Source organism: Type-F symbiont of Plautia stali (assembly GCF_059731105.1).
Genome location: NZ_AP035909.1, coordinates 3,431,709 through 3,454,543 on the forward strand (window position 1 = coordinate 3,431,709; position 22,835 = coordinate 3,454,543).

Annotated in this window: 22 protein-coding genes and 1 riboswitch; of the genes, 8 read left to right on the forward strand and 14 right to left on the reverse strand. The window is 57.7% G+C overall.

The genetic code is table 11. The features are described from left to right. Window positions 1-68 precede the first annotated feature (68 nt). Complete coding sequence (locus tag AC6I7A_RS16260; RefSeq protein WP_009087255.1) at window positions 69-731, forward strand: DedA family protein; 663 nt, start codon at window positions 69-71, stop codon at window positions 729-731. Window positions 732-763: 32 nt separating this feature from the next. On the opposite strand, the gene AC6I7A_RS16265 is transcribed toward AC6I7A_RS16260, so the two are convergent. Continuing rightward, window positions 764-1,672: an AraC family transcriptional regulator gene (locus tag AC6I7A_RS16265; RefSeq protein ID WP_058956424.1), complete on the reverse strand. Its 909-nt coding sequence runs from the start codon at window positions 1,670-1,672 to the stop codon at window positions 764-766. Window positions 1,673-1,875: 203 nt separating this feature from the next. Here AC6I7A_RS16265 and dkgA point away from each other — a divergent pair, with 203 nt between their 5' ends. Continuing rightward, a complete protein-coding gene (gene dkgA / locus AC6I7A_RS16270) occupies window positions 1,876-2,700 on the forward strand; it encodes a 2,5-didehydrogluconate reductase DkgA (RefSeq protein WP_058956425.1) in 825 nt (274 codons plus the stop codon). A gap of 81 nt (window positions 2,701-2,781) precedes the next feature. Here the strand turns inward: dkgA and ftsP are convergent, their stop codons facing one another. The 4 genes from ftsP to AC6I7A_RS16290 all read right to left on the reverse strand — a co-directional run bounded on the left by ftsP (window position 2,782) and on the right by AC6I7A_RS16290 (window position 8,373). Next, on the reverse strand, window positions 2,782-4,212 hold the full coding sequence (ftsP, locus tag AC6I7A_RS16275; protein ID WP_058956426.1) for a cell division protein FtsP: 1,431 nt from the start codon (window positions 4,210-4,212) through the stop codon (window positions 2,782-2,784). 146 nt (window positions 4,213-4,358) lie between these two features. Beyond that, window positions 4,359-5,096, reverse strand: coding sequence for a 1-acylglycerol-3-phosphate O-acyltransferase (locus AC6I7A_RS16280; RefSeq protein WP_046102557.1), 738 nt, complete (start codon window positions 5,094-5,096; stop codon window positions 4,359-4,361). Window positions 5,097-5,141: 45 nt separating this feature from the next. Then, window positions 5,142-7,415 (reverse strand): DNA topoisomerase IV subunit A, encoded by a 2,274-nt coding sequence (gene parC, locus AC6I7A_RS16285; protein ID WP_058956427.1) that lies wholly within the window; start codon window positions 7,413-7,415, stop codon window positions 5,142-5,144. A 193-nt stretch (window positions 7,416-7,608) separates the two neighbouring features. Further along, a complete protein-coding gene (locus tag AC6I7A_RS16290; RefSeq protein WP_111208169.1) occupies window positions 7,609-8,373 on the reverse strand; it encodes a transporter substrate-binding domain-containing protein in 765 nt (254 codons plus the stop codon). Window positions 8,374-8,528: 155 nt separating this feature from the next. Between AC6I7A_RS16290 and AC6I7A_RS16295 the strand changes: the two genes are divergently transcribed. Next, window positions 8,529-9,110 (forward strand): NAD(P)H-dependent oxidoreductase, encoded by a 582-nt coding sequence (locus AC6I7A_RS16295; protein ID WP_009087272.1) that lies wholly within the window; start codon window positions 8,529-8,531, stop codon window positions 9,108-9,110. 48 nt (window positions 9,111-9,158) lie between these two features. Beyond that, the gene (locus AC6I7A_RS16300) at window positions 9,159-9,467 is read left to right on the forward strand and encodes a putative quinol monooxygenase (RefSeq protein WP_009087274.1); all 309 of its coding nucleotides are present in this window, start codon (window positions 9,159-9,161) and stop codon (window positions 9,465-9,467) included. Window positions 9,468-9,760: 293 nt separating this feature from the next. Here the strand turns inward: AC6I7A_RS16300 and AC6I7A_RS16305 are convergent, their stop codons facing one another. The 6 genes from AC6I7A_RS16305 to nudF all read right to left on the reverse strand — a co-directional run bounded on the left by AC6I7A_RS16305 (window position 9,761) and on the right by nudF (window position 15,215). Next, window positions 9,761-10,660, reverse strand: a complete 900-nt coding sequence (locus tag AC6I7A_RS16305) for a LysR substrate-binding domain-containing protein (RefSeq protein ID WP_058956429.1) — start codon at window positions 10,658-10,660, stop codon at window positions 9,761-9,763. 98 nt (window positions 10,661-10,758) lie between these two features. Beyond that, complete coding sequence (gene parE, locus AC6I7A_RS16310) at window positions 10,759-12,654, reverse strand: DNA topoisomerase IV subunit B (RefSeq protein WP_009087278.1); 1,896 nt, start codon at window positions 12,652-12,654, stop codon at window positions 10,759-10,761. 48 nt (window positions 12,655-12,702) lie between these two features. Beyond that, window positions 12,703-13,284 (reverse strand): esterase YqiA, encoded by a 582-nt coding sequence (yqiA, locus tag AC6I7A_RS16315; RefSeq protein ID WP_009087280.1) that lies wholly within the window; start codon window positions 13,282-13,284, stop codon window positions 12,703-12,705. A gap of 3 nt (window positions 13,285-13,287) precedes the next feature. Beyond that, window positions 13,288-14,115 (reverse strand): 3',5'-cyclic-AMP phosphodiesterase, encoded by an 828-nt coding sequence (gene cpdA, locus AC6I7A_RS16320; protein ID WP_058956430.1) that lies wholly within the window; start codon window positions 14,113-14,115, stop codon window positions 13,288-13,290. A gap of 42 nt (window positions 14,116-14,157) precedes the next feature. Further along, entirely contained in the window at window positions 14,158-14,583 is a 426-nt protein-coding gene (locus AC6I7A_RS16325; protein WP_009087284.1) for a DUF1249 family protein, read from the reverse strand. After that, the gene (gene nudF / locus AC6I7A_RS16330; RefSeq protein ID WP_009087285.1) at window positions 14,580-15,215 is read right to left on the reverse strand and encodes an ADP-ribose diphosphatase; all 636 of its coding nucleotides are present in this window, start codon (window positions 15,213-15,215) and stop codon (window positions 14,580-14,582) included. Before nudF ends, AC6I7A_RS16325 begins: the two co-directional genes overlap by 4 nt. A 211-nt stretch (window positions 15,216-15,426) precedes the next feature. Here nudF and tolC point away from each other — a divergent pair, with 211 nt between their 5' ends. The 3 genes from tolC (at window position 15,427) to AC6I7A_RS16345 (ending at window position 18,879) form a co-directional block, all read left to right on the forward strand. Next, on the forward strand, window positions 15,427-16,896 hold the full coding sequence (gene tolC / locus AC6I7A_RS16335) for an outer membrane channel protein TolC (RefSeq protein ID WP_058956432.1): 1,470 nt from the start codon (window positions 15,427-15,429) through the stop codon (window positions 16,894-16,896). A 144-nt stretch (window positions 16,897-17,040) separates the two neighbouring features. After that, window positions 17,041-17,712, forward strand: coding sequence for a DUF1190 family protein (locus tag AC6I7A_RS16340; protein ID WP_058956433.1), 672 nt, complete (start codon window positions 17,041-17,043; stop codon window positions 17,710-17,712). Window positions 17,713-17,718: 6 nt separating this feature from the next. Then, window positions 17,719-18,879, forward strand: coding sequence for a glutathionylspermidine synthase family protein (locus AC6I7A_RS16345; RefSeq protein ID WP_046102560.1), 1,161 nt, complete (start codon window positions 17,719-17,721; stop codon window positions 18,877-18,879). A 51-nt stretch (window positions 18,880-18,930) separates the two neighbouring features. On the opposite strand, the gene ygiD is transcribed toward AC6I7A_RS16345, so the two are convergent. Both ygiD and ribB read right to left on the reverse strand, forming a co-directional pair. Beyond that, window positions 18,931-19,716 carry a 4,5-DOPA-extradiol-dioxygenase gene (ygiD, locus tag AC6I7A_RS16350; RefSeq protein WP_009087292.1) on the reverse strand — a complete coding sequence of 262 codons (786 nt, stop codon included), beginning with the start codon at window positions 19,714-19,716 and terminating at the stop codon, window positions 18,931-18,933. A 156-nt stretch (window positions 19,717-19,872) separates the two neighbouring features. Beyond that, on the reverse strand, window positions 19,873-20,529 hold the full coding sequence (gene ribB, locus AC6I7A_RS16355) for a 3,4-dihydroxy-2-butanone-4-phosphate synthase (protein WP_009087293.1): 657 nt from the start codon (window positions 20,527-20,529) through the stop codon (window positions 19,873-19,875). Window positions 20,530-20,639: 110 nt separating this feature from the next. Further along, window positions 20,640-20,797, reverse strand: a riboswitch (FMN riboswitch). 170 nt (window positions 20,798-20,967) lie between these two features. Between ribB and ubiK the strand changes: the two genes are divergently transcribed. Further along, window positions 20,968-21,363: a ubiquinone biosynthesis accessory factor UbiK gene (gene ubiK / locus AC6I7A_RS16360; RefSeq protein ID WP_009087294.1), complete on the forward strand. Its 396-nt coding sequence runs from the start codon at window positions 20,968-20,970 to the stop codon at window positions 21,361-21,363. Between the two features lie 39 nt (window positions 21,364-21,402). Here the strand turns inward: ubiK and hldE are convergent, their stop codons facing one another. Next, window positions 21,403-22,827, reverse strand: a complete 1,425-nt coding sequence (gene hldE / locus AC6I7A_RS16365) for a bifunctional D-glycero-beta-D-manno-heptose-7-phosphate kinase/D-glycero-beta-D-manno-heptose 1-phosphate adenylyltransferase HldE (protein WP_009087295.1) — start codon at window positions 22,825-22,827, stop codon at window positions 21,403-21,405. Window positions 22,828-22,835 lie beyond the last annotated feature (8 nt).

Below are 22,835 nucleotides of genomic sequence, written 5' to 3' on the forward strand. Positions count from 1 at the left end.
GTGTCAGTGCAGTCACTGCGCGCGCGGAATGCAGACGAATAGTTCCTTGTGACGTGATGGAATCGCTAATGGGTGTTTTACACGAGATTGTCCAGGCGCTCTGGCATCAGGATTTTGCCGCGCTGGCAAATCCGGATGTGGTATGGGTGGTATATGGCGTGATGTTTCTGACGCTGTTTCTGGAAAATGGTCTGTTACCTGCCTCCTTCCTGCCGGGCGACAGCCTGCTGTTACTGGCGGGTGCGATGGTGGCCAAAGGGGTCATGGATTTTGTCCCCACAATGGTGATCCTCACGACCGCCGCCAGCCTCGGCTGCTGGCTGAGTTATCTGCAGGGGCGCTGGCTGGGCAATACCCGTCTGGTGAAGAGCTGGCTGATGCATCTGCCCGCGCAGTATCATCAGCGTGCCTGGAATATGTTTAACCGTCACGGCCTGATGGCGCTGCTGGTCGGCCGCTTTCTCGCCTTTATCCGCACCATTCTGCCCACCATGGCGGGAATTGCGGGCCTGCAGAACAGTCGCTTCCAGCTCTTTAACTGGCTCAGCGGCGTGCTGTGGGTCGGCATTGTGGTCGCCTTTGGCTATGGCATCAGCCAGGTGCCGTTTATCAAGCGTCATGAAGATCAGGTGATGGCGATCCTGATGGTGCTGCCGATGGTGTTGCTGGTGGTCGGCCTGTTTGGCAGCATTCTGGTGATCTGGAAAAAGCGTCGGCAGAAACAGGCCTGATCGCAGCACGCGGTGCCGGGATCTGCCGCCTCTCAGGCGGACGGATCCGCGACCGTCTGCCTGACCCGACTCACCTCTTCCCCCGGCGTTACGCCAAAGTAGCGCTTAAACTCCCGCGAAAACTGTGAAGGGCTTTCATAGCCAACCCGCACCGCCGCCGCGCTCGCTTTCAGCCCATCGTGCAACATCAGCAGCCGCGCCTGATGCAGACGATAGCGCTTGAGGTACTGCAACGGCGACGTCTGGGTGACCGCTTTAAAGTTATGGTGAAAAGCGGAAACGCTCATGTTCACTTCTGCCGCCAGTGCATCGACACTGAGGTTATCCGCATAGTGATTCTCAATCCGGCGCAGCGCACGCGCGATCTGGCTGAACTGGGTCTGCCGGCTCACCAGTGAGAGCAGCGCGCCGCCAATCGGGCCGGTCAGCACGTAATAGATAATCTCCCGCACAATGTGTGGTCCCAGCACCCGCGCTTCGCGCGGCTGAGTCATCACATCAAGCAGGCGTTCTGCGGCACAGAGCATCGGCTCTGTCAGCCACGCCGAGTGGATACCGGAGGTCAGCGGCTGCGGCTGAAACTGATCGTCATCGCCGATTTCGATCAGCAGATCCTGCAGGCTGGCGGTGTCCACATTGAGACACAGTCCGGCAATCGGGGTTTCCGGCGACGCCCAGGTTTCGCACTCCGCCGGCAGCGGCACGGTGAGCATCAGATATTTGCTGGCGTCATACTGAAAGACGGTGCTGCCAAGGTAGCCGGTTTTGCTGCCCTGAAACAAAATGACAATGCCGGGCTGATACATCATCGGCGTCCGGGGACGATACTGATTTGCGTAGATCAGCGACACATTTTCGACCTGACAGAGCCGGTTGCGACCCTGAGTCATTAAGTTAACTACCTGCTGTGCCAGCCGGTGACACAGTGCATCGTGCGCCATAGCGACTCCTTTACGGGTAAAAATCCAGTGTGCCGCGCGGATGTGCAAATCACCAGCGGGCTGGAGAATCAGGCAAGAATTTTACCGAATCAGGCAGGGCTTCAGAACGCGGGCGGAGCGCTTCACTGAGCAGGCTGAAAATTGTTGGCTAGACTTAAGCACAGTGAAATCTCATGGGTTAACCGCAACGGAAAGGAGCAACTATGGCAGACCAGCCCATTATTAAACTGCGCGATGGCAATATGATGCCGCAACTGGGACTCGGCGTGTGGCAGGCCAGCATTGAAGATGCACGTCATGCGGTGCTGAAAGCGCTGGAAGTCGGCTATCGCTCAATCGACACCGCCGCGGCCTACAAAAATGAAGAGGCGATTGGTCAGGCACTGCAGGAAACCGACGTGCCGCGTGAAGAGATTTTTATCACCACCAAACTGTGGAATGACGATCAGCAGAACGTTCAGCAGGCGATGGAAACCAGCCTGCAGAAACTGCAGCTGGAGCAGGTCGATCTTTACCTGATGCACTGGCCCTGCCCGGAAAAAGATCACTATGTGGATGCCTGGAAGAAGATGATTGAGCTGCAGCAGCAGGGGCTGACCAAAAGTATCGGCGTCTGCAACTTCCATGAAGCACATCTGAAGCGACTGATGGATGAAACCGGTGTCACCCCGGTGGTCAATCAGATTGAGCTGCACCCGATGCTGCAGCAGCGCACCCTTCACGCCTGGAACGCGATGCACCAGATTCAGACCGAATCCTGGAGTCCGCTGGCGCAGGGCGGCAAAGGGGTATTCGATCAGGAGATCATCAAGTCGCTGGCGAAGAAGTATGGCAAGACCCCGGCCCAGATCGTCATCCGCTGGCATCTGGACAGTGGCCTGGTGGTGATCCCGAAATCTGTGACCCCAGCCCGTATCGAAGAGAACTTTAAGGTGTTCGACTTCCGTCTGGATAAGCATGAAGTGAGTGATATTGCGAAGCTGGACAGCGGCAATCGTCTGGGGCCGGACCCGGAAACTTTTAACTAAGCCCGGTAACGCACTGACCGCTCTGCGGCTGCAGAGCAGAAAGCGTAGGTCAGGTGGGGTCTCCCCGCCTGACCCTGTGCGTTATGCAGAAGGCTGTACCACCAGCTGACCGGCCGTGCCACGATCGGCCAGTTCCAGCGTCTGGCTGTAATAGACGAACGGGAAATGGTCTGACGAACTCTGCGGGAAGCTGACCATCAGTTCCACACTGCCATCGACCCACACCGTATCTTTCCAGCCACGATCTTCGCCCATCGGCTGTGCGCCATTAACACTTTTAATCAGGAACATGACGCCCTGAATATGCAGCGCCTGTGGCCGGTCGGCGTGCAGGATCCAGCGCTCAAAGGTGCCCTGCTGCGCGGTGGTATCAATCCGGTTCATATCCCAGAGCGCGCCGTTGATGCCCGGCATCGTGTCGCCGATACGGAATTCGCGGGTGCGAACCGACGCCCCATCCAGAATCTGATCGGCCAGCAGCCGCATCGGCAGGTTATCGGTCACCAGCGGCAGTAAACCGGTGGGCCGCAGGGTCAGGATCAGGGTAGAGGTCAGAATTGATGAGGGCTCGAAGAAGCCGCGCAGCCGATCCATGATGCCCGCCGCCGTTCCCGCCGTAATCGACACCTCATCGCCCTGCGACATGTCTATCAGCACCTCCCGGCGTTCACCGGGTGCCAGCGAGAGACGCTGCACCGCCACCGGGGCAGAGAGAAAACCCTGATCGCTGGCAATAACCATAAACGGACGATTATCGCTCAGCACCATCTCATAGCGTCGCGCATTCGAGGCATTCAGCAGACGCAGACGCACCCAGCCGCGTGACACCTCGACGTACGGATTGCGGACGCCATTTACCAGCAGCGTATCGCCCAGAAAGCCGCCATCCTGCGGCGGGTCGTAGACCGGCGTGGCAAAGTTATCGAGCCGCTTGTCCTGAATAATAATCGGGAATTCATCCACGCCGTAGTGCTTTGGCAACGGCAGTTGCTTGCTGACGTCATCCTCCACCAGCCACATGCCCGCCAGTCCATTGTAGATATGCGGAGCCATGCGGTTTGGCGTGTTGGCGTGATACCAGCAGGTCGAGGCGGCCTGACGAATCGGCAGAACCGGTGCCCAGTCAACGCCAGCCGACATCATGCGCGGCGCGCCGCCCATCAGGGCGCCTGGCAGCTGCAGGCCGCTGACGGTCATGGAGACCGGTTCATTCAGCCGGTTGCTGTAGATCAGCTTAACGTCATCGCCGCTGTAAACCCGGACGGTCGGACCCAGGTAGAGACCATTGATGCCCCAGACCGGTACTTTATTGTTGTCGCCATTAAACGACCAGTGGCTGCGCTGCATCGTCAGGAACAGCGGCTGGCCGCGACGGGACTCCAGCAACGGCGGAACCGGAAGCGGTGTGTCGCCACTGGCAGAAGACGCGGCACGGGCCGCATGAGGGATGATACCGGCGCTAAGCGCCACTCCGGCAGAAAGCTGGATGAACTGACGTCTGCTGAAAGACATAAAACTTCTGACCCTTTACGCGTGGCGCTAACGCGCCGACCCTGTTTTTATTGCTCTGTTTTTGCTGTGCTGCGTTCACGACGGCGGGCAGTCACTGCCACGCCGTGTGGCATCCATGCAGGATAGTTCGGCGAACGGCTCGCCGGTCAGATTTTTCCGTTTTTTTCGCGCTCGGCCACTTCGGCGTTCAGCTCTTCCAGCTTCGCGGCCATCAGTTCGCGACAGTGGGTAGCCAGCTTACGCACCGAAACCGATTCGAACGCCTTTACGTCAACCGGTGGCAGCATCTCAACGATGACCAGGCCATTTTTCAGGCGGTTAAGGTTGATCTTGTCATGAGTGTTGGAGACCACAATCGGAATAATCGGCACGCCCGCCGCGACAGCAGCGTGGAATGCCCCGGTTTTAAACGGCAGCAGGCCACGGCCCCGACTGCGCGTGCCTTCCGGGAACATCCAGATGGAGATGCGCTTGCGGTTGAACTGATCCACCAGCTCACCGATGGTGCCGCGCGCTTTGGCACGGTCGTCACGGTCAATCAGCAGGTTGCCGGTCAGCCAGTAGAGCGGGCCAAAAAACGGCACCCACAACAGGCTCTTCTTACCGACCGTGACCGTCGAGGGCTGCACAATTTTGGCGGCGGTGACCATGTCGTAGTTGTTCTGGTGGTTCGCGATGTAGATCGCATTCCCGTAGTTCTCCGCCCCTTCCGGTTTACGCAGTTCGACTTTCAGGCCAAACACCGTCGATAAGCGGCCAAACAGATGGCCAAAGGTGGCGACGTGACGCGGATCGCGCGGTGAAAAAAGACACCAGACAGAGCCAAAGACACAGATCAAAATCGAATAGATGATGACAATAATGGTACGCAGAATCAGTAGCATAGTTCCCTCATTGAGCCACGGCTGACGCGGGGTCAGCCGGGTTGTTTACGCTTCGCTATCCGGGCTCGCCGGACGCGCAGGCGCATCCAGTTCAACACGATCAATTTTTTGCAGGCCGCGCGGTAACAGCGTGCCGCGACGTCCGCGATCGGCGCGGAATTTCTGAAGCTCTTCACTGCGCAACAACATTTTACGCTTGCCGACGTGCAGCGTAATCGCGCTGCCCGGTGGCAGGATCATCAGCCAGGCCAGTTTGTCCTGACCGGCGGCCGCTTCCGCGGAAGGAATGGAGATAATTTTATTGCCCTTGCCTTTCGACATCTGCGGCAGCTCTCCGACCGGGAACATCAGCATCCGTCCCGCCTGCGTGATCGCCAGCAGCATGTCATCTTCATGATGCACGGCCATCGGCGTCATCACGCGGGCGTTGTCCGGCAGCGTCAGCAGCGCTTTACCGGCGCGGTTGCGCGACACCAGGTCGCTGAAGGTGCAGATAAAGCCGTAACCCGCATCCGAGGCCATCAGCAGACGCTGGTCATCAGCTTCCATCAGCACCTGTTCAACCACTGCGCCCGGCGGCGGCGTCAGCTTGCCGGTCAGCGGCTCGCCCTGTCCGCGTGCAGAAGGCAGCGACGTCGGGTCCAGGGTGTAGCTGCGACCGGTGGAGTCGATAAAGGCCACCGGCTGATTGCTCTTGCCGCGTGCGGCAGCCAGATAGCTGTCACCCGCTTTGTAGCTCAGGCCCGCCGGATCGATATCGTGCCCTTTGGCACTGCGTACCCAGCCCATCTGCGACAGCACAATGGTGACCGGCTCAGACGGCACCAGCTCGGTTTCACTCAGGGCTTTGGCTTCTTCACGCTCACGCAGCGGCGAACGACGCTCATCGCCGTAGCTGGCGCTGTCAGCCTGCAGCTCTTTCTTCAGCAGGGTGTTCATCTTGCGCTCTGAGGCCAGCGTAGCCTGCAGCTGATCGCGCTCTTTTTCCAGATCCGCCTGCTCGCCACGGATCTTCATCTCTTCCAGTTTTGCCAGGTGGCGTAACTTCAGTTCGAGAATCGATTCGGCCTGGGTTTCACTGATGCCAAAACGCGACATCAGCACCGGCTTCGGCTCATCCTCCGTCCGGATGATTTCGATCACCTCATCGATGTTGAGGAACGCCACCAGCAGCCCTTCGAGGATATGCAGGCGACGCAGCACGCGATCCAGACGGTAGTTAAGACGGCGTTTTACCGTTTCGCGACGGAACAACAGCCATTCGGTCAGGATCTCATGCAGGTTTTTCACCGCCGGACGGTTATCCAGCCCGATCATGTTGAGGTTAACGCGGTAGCTTTTTTCCAGATCGGTGGTGGCGAACAGATGGTTCATGACCTGATCGAGATCGACGCGGTTGGATCGCGGCACGATCACCAGCCGGGTCGGGTTCTCATGATCCGACTCATCACGCAGATCCTCGACCATCGGCAGCTTTTTATTGCGCATCTGGCTGGCGATCTGCTCCAGCACGCGCGCGCCTGAAACCTGATGTGGCAGCGCGGTGATAACCACCTCGCCCTCTTCTTTTTTCCAGACCGCGCGCTGGCGGATGGAGCCACGCCCGGACTGATAGATTTTGCGGATTTCGTCACGCGGCGTGATGATCTCCGCCTCAGTCGGATAATCAGGCCCCTGAACAATATCGAGCAGCTGTTCCAGCGTGGTTTTTGGCGAGTCGATCAGGGCAATCGCCGCCTGCGCCACTTCGCGCAGGTTGTGCGGCGGGATGTCGGTCGCCATACCGACTGCAATACCGGTGGTGCCGTTGAGCAGAATGTTCGGCAGGCGCGCCGGCAGCATCTTCGGCTCCTGCAGCGTACCGTCGAAGTTCGGCTGATAATCGACCGTCCCCTGCCCCAGTTCGCTCAGCAGCACTTCAGCATATTTTGACAGGCGCGATTCGGTGTAACGCATCGCGGCAAACGACTTGGGATCGTCCGGCGCCCCCCAGTTTCCCTGGCCATCAACCAGCGGATAGCGGTAGGAGAAAGGCTGCGCCATCAGCACCATCGCTTCATAGCAGGCGCTGTCGCCGTGCGGATGGTATTTACCCAGCACATCACCGACAGTACGCGCCGATTTTTTAAATTTTGCGCTGGCGTTCAGTCCCAGTTCGGACATGGCGTAGACAATACGGCGCTGGACCGGCTTTAACCCGTCGCCAATATAAGGCAGGGCGCGGTCCATGATGACGTACATTGAATAGTTTAAGTACGCGTTCTCGGTAAACGTATGCAGGGCAAGACGCTCTGCACCATCCTGAGTCAGTTCACTCATTAATTTCTCATCCTCACATCGTGGCCCACAACGGCGGGACACCCGGCGGTGGTTTGGCGAGGATAGTACCTTATTCGCTGGTGTTAGTCACAGGGGAAGCGCGGGTCTGCGCGCCGTGCACCCGCGCGATTTCAGCCGCCGGAGGCGTGTCAGTCAGTGACCGGCACGCCTCGCGTCGTCAGGCAGGAGCAGGTCAGCGCGCCGCACCCATCCACTGGCGGGCAATATCACGGTATTCCCCGGTCGCGGTGCTGAGATGCAGCCACTGATCGACATAGAGCTTCCAGCTGATGTCATCACGCGGAATCATGTACGCCTTCTCACCATACTGCAGCGGCTTGTCAGCATTCAGGGCACAGAGCGTCGGATAGTGCTGCTGCTGATAGCGCGCTTCGGAGGCGTCAGTGATCATGACATCCGCCTTGTTGTCCACCAGCTGCTGAAAGATGGTGACGTTATCGTGGAACAGCGTCAGTGATGCGTTGGGCAGATGGCTGTGAACAAAGGCTTCGTTGGTGCCGCCTGCCGGTTCAATCAGGCGCACATCGGGACGGTTGAGCTGCTCAATCGTCTGAAAGCGCGCTTTGTCGGCGCAGCGCACCAGCGGGATTTTGCCATCGACATCCAGCGGCTGGGCGAACCAGGCGGTCTGCTGGCGTTTCAGGGTGACCGAAATGCCCCCGACGGCGATATCACACTGCTTCGCCAGAAAGTCGGGCATCAGGGTTTTCCAGGTGGTCGGCACCCACTGCACCTTAGCGTTCAGCGAGGTCGCCAGCGCGTCAGCCATCGTGATATCCAGGCCCTCATACTGACCATCGGGACGCAGGAAGCTGTAAGGCTTGTAGTCGCCGGTGGTACAGACCTTCAGGACTTTAGAACTGAGGATAGTGTCGAGATGAGATTGAGCCTGGACAGCACCGCTGGCCAGCAGCAAAGCGAAGACGATTTTTTTCATTGGCGTTTTTTCATGATGAGTTTGCCTGTTCATCGTGCCATAAACGGGCCGATTATTGCTGCAACAGCAAAAGTCTTGTGATCAACGTCCCATTTTTCTGCGGCCGCAGCGCGCGTAAGCTGAGCCCCATATTCAGACAATGAGGTAAACAGTTGATGAGCAAAATTTTAATTATCGATGGCGGCAAAACCTTTGCCCACTCTAAAGGCGAACTGAACCACACCCTGACCGATGTGGCGGCCAGTCAGCTGCGTGACATGGGACATGAGGTTTCTGTCACCGTCGCGGACAGCGACTACGTGGTAGCCGATGAAGTACAGAAGTACGTTGAGAGCGATGTGGTGATTTATCAGATGCCGGGCTGGTGGATGGGTGAGCCCTGGACCGTGAAACGTTACATCGATGAAGTCTTCACCGAAGGCCACGGCTCGCTCTACGCCAGCGATGGTCGTACCCGCTCCGATGCCGCGAAAAAGTATGGTTCCGGCGGCCTGCTGCAGGGCAAAAAATATATGCTGTCACTGACCTGGAACGCGCCGCTGCAGGCCTTTACCGATCCGGAGCAGTTCTTTGAAGGCGTTGGCGTGGATGGTCTCTATCTGCACTTCCACAAAGCGAATCAGTTCCTGGGAATGGAAGCGCTGCCGACCTTTATCTGCAACGACGTGATTAAAGCCCCGGACGTGCCACGCGACATCGCCGCTTATCGGAACCATCTTAGCCAGGTTTTTGCCTAAGATAGAGGGTGGAGACTTACACTTTTCCCACGAAAGAGGAATTCGCGAATGTTAACTGTCGTAGCAGAAATTTGTGTCAAACCCGGACGCCGTCAGGCCGTGCTTGATGCCGTGAACAAGCTGATCCCGCAGGTGCTGGCAGAAGATGGCTGCCATCAGTATGACGCGCTGCTGGATCATCAGGCTCAGGTGCCGTGGAAGCAGAACTCCCCCGACTCTATTTTCATGCTGGAACAGTGGGAAACGCTGCGCCATCTGGAGCAGCATCAGCAGATGCCGCACATGGATGCCCATCGCGCGCTGATCAAAGATGACGTGGTGGATGTGAAGATTCTGGTGCTGGAACCCAGCGCCTGATTGTTGCTGATCTTTCTGCTCCGGGTCGTCAGATGTTGTAAAGACCGCAGAAAACGTAAAGCAGAGAGCCTCTGGCAGCAACAGATTAGCGCAACACGCAGGGAACAGGGTCAGAAGAGGAAAGCGTCCCGCGCCAGGGATGGCGCGGGCCGAGCGTGCCAGGGATGGCGGCTTTTGCGTCTTTCCGATCTGACCCTGTTCCCTGTGCAGGCACGGTATCACAGCAAATCCGGCCAGATTTCTCATCTGACCCCCTGTCCCGCGACAGGGGTTTTTTATTTCTGACAGACGGCTCAGAGCAGCTGTCGACGGTCGATCTCGCTGCGGAGAAAATCCAGGAAGCAGCCAATGCGCGAAGTGAGCGTGGTGTTTCGGTAGTAGACCGCATGCACCGGCAGTCGCAGCTCGCGGGTTTCCGCTGCCAGCACCGGCACCAGTCGCCCGGCGGCGCAATCTTCCCGACTGACAAAGTCGGAAAGGCGCGCAATCCCCTGTCCTGCCAGCGCCAGCTGCCGGATGGTCTCTCCGCTGGAAGCCGCGATCGTCGGCTTAACCCGCATAAACTCCCCTTCCGCCTGCCAGACCGGCCAGAGGTTATGGATCTCAGGATGACTGAAGCCAATGGTCTGATGCTGCGCCAGATCGGCAACGCTTTGCGGTGTGCCCGCCTTCGCCAGATAAGCCGGACTGGCCATCAGCCGGATCGCGCTGCTGCCCAGCATCCGGGCGCGCAGCGTGGAGTCGCGCAGTTCACCAATGCGAATGGCCACGTCGGTCTGCTGCTCCAGCAGATCGATCAGGATATCGTCGGTATTCAGCTCAAGCTGGATCAGCGGATAGCGGGCGCGGAAATCCTCCACCAGCGGCACGATCACATGCAGCATAAAGGGCGTCGCTGCGTTGACCCGCAGCCGTCCTGACGGCATTTCACGCCGCAGGGCAATCTGCTCTTCAGCCTGTTCAACCGAGGCCAGAATCTGGCGCGCATGCTCCAGAAAGACCTGCCCCTCTTCGGTGAGTGCCAGCCGTCGGGTGGTGCGATGCAGCAGCGTGGTTTGCAGTTTACTCTCCAGCCGCGACAGTGCCCGACTGATACCGGAACTGGTCTGCGCCAGCTGAGAGGCCGCCGCCGTAATCGAGCCGCTGTCCACCACCGCCACCCAGGCGCGTAGCTCTTCCAGGGTAATTTTCACAAGGGTTACTGTCTCTGCTGAGTGGATTGGCTTTCCGGCCACCGTTCACGGGTGATGCGTCGGGCATAAAAGAACAGGACGCTTTCGCGTCCTGCTTTTTACACTTCGATGTCGGCCATATCGCCTTTTTCCTGCAACCAGTTGCGCCGGTCTTCGGAACGTTTTTTCGCCAGCAGCATATCCATCATGCGCAGGGTCTGATCCGCATCCTCGTCGCTGATGGTCAGCTGCACCAGACGGCGGGTATTCGGATCGAGCGTGGTTTCACGCAGCTGCAGCGGGTTCATTTCACCCAGCCCTTTGAAGCGCTGTACGTTAGGTTTACCCTTTTTGCGTTTCAGCTGCTCCAGCACGCCCTCTTTCTCATCTTCGTCCAGCGCGTAGTAGACCTCTTTGCCGAGGTCGATACGGTAAAGCGGCGGCATGGCGACGTAGACGTGCCCGCCTTTGACCAGGGAACGGAAATGCTTCACGAACAGCGCACAGAGCAGCGTGGCGATGTGCAGCCCATCCGAGTCCGCATCCGCCAGGATGCAGATCTTGCCGTAACGCAGCTGAGAAAGATCTTCGCTGTCGGGATCGATACCGATCGCCACCGAGATGTCATGCACTTCCTGCGACGCCAGCACCTCATCGGAAGAGACTTCCCAGGTGTTCAGGATCTTGCCTTTCAGCGGCATGATCGCCTGATATTCACGATCGCGGGCCTGCTTGGCCGATCCGCCTGCCGAGTCCCCTTCGACCAGGAACAGTTCTGTCTTATTCAGATCCTGGGCGGTGCAGTCCGCCAGCTTGCCTGGCAGCGCCGGCCCGCTGGTGAGTTTCTTACGCACCACCTTTTTGGCGGCCCGCATACGCCGCTGGGCGCTGGAGATCGCCAGTTCAGCCAGCAGTTCTGCCGTCTGGATGTTCTGGTTCAGCCACAGGCTAAAGGCATCCTTCACCACGCCCGACACAAAGGCGGCACACTGACGTGATGACAGGCGCTCTTTGGTCTGACCGGCAAACTGCGGATCCTGCATCTTCACCGACAGCACATAGGCGCAGCGATCCCAGATATCTTCCGCAGAGAGCTTCACGCCACGCGGCAGGATATTGCGGTATTCGCAGAACTCACGCATCGCATCCAGCAGCCCCTGACGCAGACCGTTAACATGGGTTCCCCCCTGCATGGTCGGGATCAGGTTGACGTAGCTCTCCGTTAACAGCTCACCGCCTTCCGGCAGCCATAACAGCGCCCAGTCCACCGCCTCCACATCACCGGCAAAACTGCCGACAAACGGTTTTTCAGGCAGCGTAGGCAGGCCGTTCACGGCTTCACACAGATAGTCGGTCAGGCCATCTTCATAGCACCAGCGCTGTTCGGTGTTGTTGAGCTTGTCTTTAAAGATTATCTCAACGCCCGGACAGAGCACCGCTTTGGCTTTCAGCAGATGTGAAAGGCGCGAAACCGAGAAACGCGGGCTGTCGAAGAAGCTCTCATCGGGCCAGAAGTGGACGCGCGTACCGGTGTTGCGTTTTGCCACCGTGCCGGTCACGGTCAGATCCTGAACTTTGTCGCCATTCTCAAACGCCATGTCATAGATCTCGCCATTACGGCGCACCGTGACTTCGACACGTTTAGAGAGGGCGTTAACGACCGAGATCCCGACGCCGTGCAGGCCGCCCGAAAACTGGTAGTTCTTGTTGGAAAACTTGCCGCCCGCATGCAGGCGGCAGAGGATCAGCTCGACGGCTGGCACGCCCTCTTCCGGGTGAATATCCACCGGCATGCCGCGCCCGTCATCAATGACTTCCAGCGACTGATCGGCGTGCAGAATCACTTCAACCCGCTTCGCGTGGCCGCCCAGCGCCTCATCGACGCTGTTATCAATCACTTCCTGACCCAAATGGTTGGGCCGCGTCGTATCGGTGTACATCCCCGGGCGACGGCGAACAGGCTCAAGGCCAGTCAGGACCTCAATGGCATCCGCGTTATAATTTGATTGACTCATCGTAAATGTCTGTCAGATGGGTGAAATGGGGTGCGATTTCCGCGTTACTCAGGTGTGATTCAGACCAAGAAAGTCCAGAATCTGCGGGAAATGGCGCTCGAATCCAGTAAATGCATGATTTCCGCCCTCTTCTACCGTGTGGCGACACGCGCTGTAGTAGTCGAGCGCCTGACGGTAATCGAGAACTTCATCGCCGGTTTGTTGCAGCAGCCAGAGTAAATCGGGCGCTTCCAGCGGTTCGATCTGCATTACCTTCAGATCGTAAATGTGGCGTGACTCTAACACATATTGCTGGCCGGTGTAGGGATTCTGATTGTCGCCGAGGAAATCGGCCAGCAGCTCAAAGGGGCGTACCGCAGGGTTGACGACAACCGCCGGCAGCATAAAGCATTGTGACAGCCAGGTGGCGTAATAGCCCCCCAGCGACGAGCCGACCAGCCCCAGGGTTTCACCGCTGTGGCTCAGGACCAGCTCTTCCAGCAGGGCGGCAGCGTCCGCCGGAAAGGTTGGCAGCTGCGGCACAATCATCTTAATCGACGGATGATGCGTCTCTAACCATTGCCGGAACTGCGTCGCCTTCGCCGACTGCGGCGAGCTGTTAAAACCGTGCAGATAGAGCAGTGCCGCCACGCGTCAGTATCCTTCTGAGTCTAAATCGGGACGAAAAGCGTCGGTGTCGAGCCGGTTAACCTCGGTCTCTACGCCGCCATCCGGATGCAGGGTAAACCAGCGCCAGCCTGGCGCGACGGTATCAATCGCAAAGCTGGTGCAGTGGGGTTTGAACTGCACGCAGGTCGATGGCGTCGCCAGCACCCGGCGGCCATGCCACAGCAGATCCAGCTCCTGATGAATATGACCACACACCAGCGTCCGGGCCAGCGGATAGCGCTGTAGCACCGCGTCAAGCTGATGGGAATTGCGCAGGCTGTGCTGGTCGAGCCAGGTGCAGCCTGAGGCCAGCGGATGGTGATGCAACAGGACCAGCGTGTGTCGTTGTGGAAAGCGGGCCAGCGCGTTATCGAGCCACTCCAGCTGGTAGTCGCTCAGCATGCCGTGCGGCACACCGGGCACCTGGCTGTCGAGCAGGACGATCTGCCACTGTTCGCCCAGCAGCACCTGCTTGTGGGCATTGATGTGGGCGGCTGCCAGCGTATCGACCATCGCGGGCTGGAAATCGTGATTTCCCGGCAGCCAGACGCAGGGGCGGGGCAAACGTGAGATACCCTCAGCAAAATGCTGATAGGCCTCCACTGAGTGGTCCTGAGCCAGATCGCCGGTGGCAATGATCAGGTCGTAGTCGCGCTGCTGCGCAGTAATTGCCTCCACGACCGCTTCATAGCTCGACCAGGTATTCACCCCAAGTAGCGACTCATGTTTTCCAGCGAACAGGTGGGTGTCCGTGATTTGTAAAATCCTGATTTCGGAACCGTTCGCCACAGGAAGAGTTAGCAGGCTATCCAAAGCGTTTCCTTCGTCTCCACGCCATTTACTGCATTATACGCATCAGCAGACCGGAACTGCCATTGCGCCATGTGCCAGGCAGTAGCGCAGCCAGTCTGCGAGAAACTGGTTTATCTGATGTTTTTCATCGCGCTGATGCAATTTTTTATTAGGATAATCATAGCGCGCTTTAAAGCGATAGATCTGTTGAGTTGAACACACTTCAGCGACCATCGCATCGTGATAGAGCCGGACCGACATCGAAGGCAGGCTCCAGTAACTCACGGCAGGCGCGACCTGGCGAATCTCCACCAGCGTGGTGTAGCGGGTCGACTCCTGGATGGTCAGCTGATAACGGGCGCCACTCACCTGATAGATCACCGATGCGCCCGCCTCATCGCTGCGCGGCAGCAGGCGGCGTAACTGGGCGAAATTGGTTTCGCAGAGCCGCATCATTTCGGGGAAATCAGGGGTATAGCGCTGTTTCATTTTTGTATCCACTCTTCACGTAGTTTTTCATGGTGCAACGCCAGCCATTGCAGGGCGATGACAGACGCCGCATTATCGATAATCCCCTCTTCCACCCAGCGATAAGCCTGTTCGCGGCTCACCACATGGACAAGAATATCCTCATTCTCTTCCTCCAGACCATGGCATCCCTCTGCCAGGCTGGCATCCACTTCCCCGATCAGCACCGACAGTCGTTCGCTGGTGCCGCCAGGGCTGGCCAGATAGCTCAGCATAGGCTTAATCCGGCCGACCTCTAATCCTGCTTCTTCCACGGCTTCACGACGCACGACCTGCTCAACAGACTCCCCCGGCTCGATAATGCCGGCGACCATCTCCAGCAGCCAGGGCGAGGCACTGCTGTCATAAGCCGGGATGCGGATCTGTTCAATCAGCACCACTTCATCGCGTAAGGGATCATAAGGTAGCAGCACGGCGGCATGTCCGCGCTCAAAAACTTCGCGCTGCACTTCGCCGCTCATTTCGCCATTAAACTGGCGGTGGCGGAAGCGGTAACGTACAACGGAAAAAAAACCATCATAGACGGTTTCGCGTGTAATAATTTCTACATCGTTTTTTGTGAAAGTCACGGGGGATTTTTTTTCTTCCGGCATCATCAGGTTCCTTATGCAGATTGGGTGGAGCGAAAAAAGCCTCTGACCGTGCTCCATGTAGGGTGTTCTTTCTGAATTATTTACGTAAATTAGAGGGAGAAGGCACGTTCAGCCAACTTATCTCACAGTTGCCCTCTGCTAGAATCGGCGATAATTTTTGGCTTACCCGGCAGCGCACGCACTGCAATTTGCTGCAACAAAAGGAATGCAAATGAAAAAACTGCTCCCATTTTTTATTGGGCTGAGCCTGGGCGGTTTCAGCTTTACCGGCCAGGCCGAAGATCTGCTGCAGGTTTACCAGCAGGCACGTCTGAGCAACCCGGATCTGCGCAGCGCCGCAGCCGATCGCGATTCTGCTTTTGAGAAAATCAACGAAGCGCGTAGCCCATTATTACCACAGCTCGGCCTGGGTGCAGATTACACCTACAACAGCGGTTATCGTGATAACAGCGGACTCCATTCCAACACGACCAGTGGCTCGCTGCAATTAACCCAGACCATTTTCGATATGTCGAAATGGCGCGCGCTGACCCTGCAGGAAAAAGCGGCCGGTATTCAGGATGTGACCTATCAGGTTGCGCAGCAGGATCTGATTCTGAACACCGCCACCGCCTACTTCAATGTGCTGAAAGCGATTGATACGCTTTCTTACACCGAAGCGCAGAAACAGTCCATCTATCGTGAGCTGGACCAGACGACTCAGCGCTTTAACGTCGGCCTGGTGGCGATCACTGACGTTCAGAACGCCCGCGCGCAGTATGACAGCGTACTGGCTAACGAAGTGACCGCGCGAAACAATCTGGATAACAACGTAGAGACGCTGCGTCAGATCACCGGCATGGACTACCTGTCGCTGGCGTCGCTGAATATCGACCGTTTCAGAACCGATAAGCCGGAAGCGGTCAGTGCGCTGCTCAAGCAGGCCGAGAGTCGTAACCTGTCGCTGCTCTCTGCACGTCTGAACCAGGATCTGGCCCGTGAGCAGATCCGCTCCGCGGAAACCGGTCATATGCCGACGCTGGATTTGACCGCCTCTACCGGCATGTCGAACAGCAAATATGGCGGCAGCCGTGCTAACCAGAGTGCAGGCTCTACCGACTCCATCACCGGTTCAAACCAGGTGGGTCTGAGCTTCTCCCTGCCGCTTTACAGCGGCGGCGGCGTGACCTCTCAGGTGAAACAGGCGCAGTACGGTTTCGTCAGCGCCAGCGAACAGCTGGAAAGCGCTCACCGCACTGCGGTGCAGACCGTGCGCTCATCGTTCAACAACGTGAACGCCTCGATCAGCAGCATCAACGCCTATAAACAGGCCGTTGTCTCTGCGCAGAGTTCACTGGATGCGTCAGAAGCCGGTTATCAGGTGGGTACACGTACTATCGTCGACGTGCTGGATGCGACCACCGTACTCTACAATGCCAAGCAGCAGCTTTCTGATGCGCGCTACAGCTACCTGATTAACCAGCTGAACATCAGCTATGCGCTGGGCACGCTCAACGAGCAGAGCCTGCAGAAACTGAACAGCCAGCTGGGTAAAGAGATCCCGACCTCTCCGGAAACCGTGGCACCGGAAAACGCGCAGCAGACCGCGCGCGTGGACAACGGTCCGGTCGCGACGGGTTCAGCAGAGGCTGCACGTCCTGCCGCTGCCCGCCAGAAAAGCGGTAACCCTTTCGGTAACTAATCAGCACTGACGGGCTGCTTTGCGGCCCGTCTCTCTGTTGAACGTATAACTAAGTAAAGATCCCTGCGGCATCAGGCCTTCAGCTTCAATTTTACCCCCCCATCCCCTATTCTATGCGCTACCTTTGGGCACAGGATAATCATAATGAAACGCACAAAATCTATTCGCTATGCCGCTTTTCGTAAGAGCTGGCAGGCGCGCCATTTAACGCCTGTTGCTATCGCGGTTTCAGCGGTATTTATGCTGGCAGGCTGCGAGCAGAACGATGAAACGGTTTCGATGTATCAGAACGCCGATGACTGTTCTAAAGCTAATCCGGGTCAGAGTGCGCAATGTACCACCGCCTTCAATGAAGCCAAAAAAGAGGCGGAGCGCACCGCGCCAAAATATGCCACACGTGAAGATTGTGTCGCTGAATTTGGTGAAAACCAGTGTCAGCAGACCCCGGCTCAGGCGGGCGCCGGCACCACCAATGCTGAAGCCCAGCAGAGTGGCGGCAGTTTCTGGATGCCGCTGATGGCCGGTTACATGATGGGTCGCATGATGGGCGGTGGCGCAGGCTTTGCACAGCAGCCGCTCTTCACGTCGAAAAACCCGCGCAGTCCGGCAAATGGCCAGTTTGTGGATGCCTCCGGCCGTAATTATGGTGCCGCGACCTCCGGCAAAACCATGAACGTGCCGAAAACGGCGCTGGCCCCTAAACCGGCCACGACCTCCACCATTACCCGTGGTGGCTTCGGTGAAACCGTGGCGAAGCAGAACAGCATGCAGCGCAGCAGCGCCAGCGGTACCTCCAGCCGCTCAATGGGAGGCTAATCCCCGATGGAACGCATTGCCATTTCAGAACGTCCGGGCTGGCGCGAAAAAGCCACCGAGTTCGGTTTTCGTTTTCACACCATGCATGGCGAGCCCTACTGGTGCGAAGAGGCGTACTACCAGTTCACGCTGGCGCAAATCGATCATCTGGAAGAGGTGACGGCTGAGCTGCACCAGATGTGTCTGCAGGTGGTGGAAAAAGTGGTCAACAGTGAAGCCCTGCTGACCCGCTTCCGCATTCCCCGGCACACCTGGGATTTTGTGCGGGATTCGTGGCGTCAGCGTCAGCCCTCGCTCTATTCGCGCCTCGATCTCGCCTGGGATGGCAAAGGCGACATCAAGCTGCTGGAGAACAATGCTGACACGCCGACCTCGTTATATGAAGCGGCCTTTTTCCAGTGGCTCTGGCTGGAAGACCAGCTTAATGCCGGCCAGCTCCCGGCTGGCAGCGATCAGTTCAACAGCCTGCAGGAAAAACTGATCGAGCGCTTTGCCACCCTGCATCAGCAGCATGGGTTTAACCTGCTGCATTTCGCCTGCTGCCGTGACACCGAGGAAGATCGCGGCACGGTGCAGTATCTTCAGGACTGCGCGACCGAAGCGGGTCTGCCGGTTGAATTTCTCTACATTGATGAAATTGGCCTGGGAGAAAAAGGCGAGTTTACCGATGCCCAGGATCAGGTGATCAGCAACCTGTTTAAGCTCTATCCGTGGGAATTCATGCTGCGTGAGATGTTCTCCACCAAGCTGGCTGATGCTGGCGTGCGCTGGCTCGAACCGGCCTGGAAGAGCATTCTGTCGAACAAAGCCCTGCTGCCGATGCTCTGGGAGATGTTCCCGAATCACCCTAATCTGCTGCCCGCCTGGTTCGCGGAAGATGATGTCCCGCCGATGGAAAAGTATGTGGTTAAGCCGCTGTTTTCCCGCGAGGGCGCGAACATCCGCATCATTGAGAAGGGTCAGGAGATCGCCCGCGTCGATGGGCCTTACGGTGAAGAGGGAATGATCGTCCAGCAGTTTCATCCGCTGCCTAAGTTTGGTGACAGCTACACGCTGATCGGCAGTTGGCTGATTGACGATCAACCCGCCGGTATCGGCCTGCGTGAAGATCGCGAGCTGATTACTCAGGATCTTTCGCGTTTCTATCCGCACGCGTTTATCGGTTAACGCAGCGCGACAAGAACAGGCCAGCCTCTGGCCTGTTTTCTCTCAGCAGCCCTAACCTGCCTGAACCGACAACATGCTGATGGCACCCATCTCCATACCCTCAACCGGAAGGGTGATGGCGTCATCCGGCTGACGCGCACCGAGCACATAGAGCAGCGGCAGATAGTGCTCAGGCGTCGGGTTAGCCAGCGCCGCATCAGGATGCGTCATAAAGTTCACCAGCGGATGGGAAGCGGCATCGCTCTGCACCTCAAGGTTATCGCGGACAAACTGCTCAAAGCGGCTGGCCCAGGGATAGACCTCGTCTCCGCCTCCCCAGCGCACCTTACGCAGGTTATGCACCACGTTACCACTGGCGACGATCATCACCCCCTGATCGCGCAGTGCGGCCAGTTTCTGCCCCATCTCAAAGTGAAATGCAGCAGGTTTTGTGCCGTCGATGCTGAGCTGCACCACCGGAATATCGGCCTGCGGGTACATCTTAATCAGCACGCCCCAGGAACCGTGATCGAACCCCCATTCATGATCCAGCGTTACCGCCACCGGCGCCAGCTGCTCCACCAGCTGCTGCGCCAGCTCAGGCGAGCCCGGTGCAGGATAGCGGGTGTCGAACAGCGCCTGCGGAAAGCCGCCAAAATCATGAATGGTTCTGGGGGAGGCCATCGCCGTTACCGCCGTCCCGCGCGTATACCAGTGCGCAGAGACCGCCACAATCGCCCGCGGGCGTGGCAGAGTCTCACCTGCATGGCGCCAGGCGGCCGTATAACGGTTCTCTTCAAGGGCATTCATTGGGTTGCCGTGGCCCAAAAACAGCGCCGGCATGCGTAACTGGCTCATTCGTGATCCCCCGGGATCGGTTAGGTGATAGCCACTACGATACGCGCATTCCCGACGTTAGCACGCTGATAAGCGTGATGATGATTATCAGAAAATTTGAATAACTCAGAAAGGAAAACAGGTCACGCTGCGTGACCTGTTTTTGACTGTCGGTGATTAGCTGGCGTGACGCGTCTCGTGTTCACGACGCCAGGCAATCAGATCTTCAATGGTCACCACCGGCATGTTGTGCTGACGCGCGAACGCAATCGCCTCAGGCGCATGCGCCATAGTGCCGTCGTCGTTGGTCAGTTCACACAGTACGCCTGCGGGCTTAAAGCCGGCCAGCGTCACTAAATCGATAGTCGCTTCGGTATGACCGCCACGGCTTAAGACGCCACCTTCACGCGCACGCAGCGGGAAGACATGGCCAGGGCGATGCAGATCGGTGGGTTTAGCGTCATCAGCAATCGCCGCACGGATCGTGGTAATACGGTCCTGAGCAGAAACGCCGGTGGTAACGCCCTCTGCAGCCTCGATGGTCACCGTGAAGCCGGTGCCAAACGAGCTGGTGTTGTTCTCCACCATCATTGGCAGGTCGAGCTGCTGACGACGTTCTTCGGTCAGGCAGAGGCACACGATGCCGCTGCCGTGACGAATGGTCAGGGCCATCTGTTCAACGGTCATGGTTTCTGCGGCGAAGATCATATCGCCTTCGTTTTCACGATTTTCATCGTCGAGCACCATCACACCGCGTCCCTCACGCAGGGCGGCGATAGCACGTTCTACACGCTGTTGAGGCGTGCCAAATTCAGAAAGTAGCGTCTGATTCATGGTAATAAAAACCTTAAAATGTATGGGTTACCAGAATCAGGGCATGCTTAGGAGTGACGTCAAAAAGACGTGGCAATAACGTGATGCAGACACAATTGTCCGACAGGTGTCGTTACCCTCTCCCATCCGGACTGTAACCGTCGGCCCCGGAATTGCACCGGATCTGCTGTCCTTTACCCCGCTTTTCAGTGGAATTAAGCGCTCGCGGGCTTTCAGCCGAGGCTGATTTACCGCCGGTGGGGAATTGCGCCCCGCCCTGAGAATAAGCAAATCAACTATAACGCCGATCGTTTGTAGCGGCAATCATCAATAGCGCAATTGCTTTTGCATTTTCTGCGTTACCGATTTGAGGTTTATCCTTTTCATTTCTGGCATTACACTTAACACTTATTACGTTGGTAAACACGCTGACACAGCTCCCGTAACCAGGAAATCATCATGATCGACACGAAAAAAATTGAACAACTTGCCCGCCAGGTTCACGACGCGATGCCTAAAGGCGTTCGCGAGTTTGGCGATGATGTCGAAAAGAAAATTCGTCAGGTTCTCCAGGCGCAGCTGACCCGGATGGATCTGGTTAACCGTGAAGAGTTTGATGTGCAGACGCAGGTGTTACTGCGTACGCGTGAGAAAATGGCGGCACTGGAGCAGCGTCTGGCCCAGCTGGAAAGTCAGGGTTCATCAGCAGGTACGCCGCCGACCGCGACCGCACCGGTTGCCCCTGCTGCGCCGGTTACCCCGCCGTCATCCGTAGCAACTTCCCCTGCAGCAGCACCGGTATCAACACCGGCTGCCGATGTGGTTAAACCTGCTGCGGATAACAAGCCAGAATAAGCCGTTAAGCGGGAGCACGGCTCCCGCTTAACGCCGCTGTCAGCTGCTGCGGATGGTTTTGATGATGTTGGTGGTTGAGATACCGTCTTCGAAGTTCAGCACCTGTACGTCGCCGCCATTTGCCCACACCTCTTTGCTGCCCGCGATATCTTCCGGCTTATAATCGCCGCCTTTGACCAGCAGGTCAGGCAGAATGCTGGCGATCAGCCGCTGCGGGGTATCCTCTTCAAACAGCACCACCCAGTCGACCGCTTCCAGCGCACCGAGAACAATCATGCGGTTTTCCTGCGGATTGACCGGACGGCTCTCCCCTTTCAGACGTTTGGTTGATGCATCGCTGTTAACCGCGACAATCAGCCGATCGCCGAGTTTGCGGGCGTTCGCCAGATAAGAGACATGACCGGCATGCAAAATGTCGAACACCCCGTTGGTCATCACCACTTTTTCACCGCGGCGGCGCGCCATCTCAACGGCGGCTTTTAACTGCGCTTCCGTCATGATGCCGAACCCCTGCTCCGGTCGGGCATGAATGGCGTTTTCCAGCTCAACGGTACTGACCGTCGAGGTTCCCAGTTTGCCGACCACGACACCGGCCGCTGCATTGGCGAGGAAACAGGCTTCTTCCAGTGAATCGCCTGCCGCCAGCGCCGCCGCCAGTACGCCAATGACCGTATCGCCGGCACCGGTCACGTCATAGACCTCCTGCGCCTGAGTCGGCAGATGCAGCGGCGCTTTGCCTGGCTGCAGCAGCGTCATGCCATTCTCGGAGCGGGTCACCAGCAGCGCAGAGAGATCGAAATCGGCAATCAGCTGCATGCCGCGCGAGACAATCTCCTCTTCGCTTTTGCATTTGCCGACCACGGCTTCAAATTCTGAAAGGTTTGGCGTCAGCAGCGTCGCGCCACGGTAGCGGGCAAAATCGGTGCCTTTCGGGTCGATGAGAACCGGCACACCGGCGTCACGCGCCAGAGTAATCATGGTCTGCACGCTTTCCAGCGCGCCTTTGGCGTAATCGGATAGCACCAGCGCACCGGCAGCTACCAGGGATTCACGCATCTTCTGATGAATCGGTTCCGGATCAACCTGATCAAAGCCCTCTTCAAAGTCGAGGCGGATCAGCTGCTGATTGCGGGAAAGCACGCGCAGTTTGGTGATGGTCGGATGGCTTTTAACCGCCACGAAGTCACAGTGTACGTTGACATCTTTCAGCGTGCTGCTTAACACGCGCGCCGCATCATCTTCGCCGGTCAGGCCAATCAGGCGTGACGCGGCACCGAGTGCTGCAATGTTCATCGCCACGTTTGCTGCGCCGCCAGGACGCTCTTCAACCGTGTCCACTTTCACCACCGGCACCGGTGCCTCAGGGGAGATACGGCTGGTTGGGCCATACCAGTAGCGGTCCAACATTACATCGCCGACGACCAGCACTGAGGCTTGACCGAACGCGGGCAGAGTCACTTTCATTCCAGACA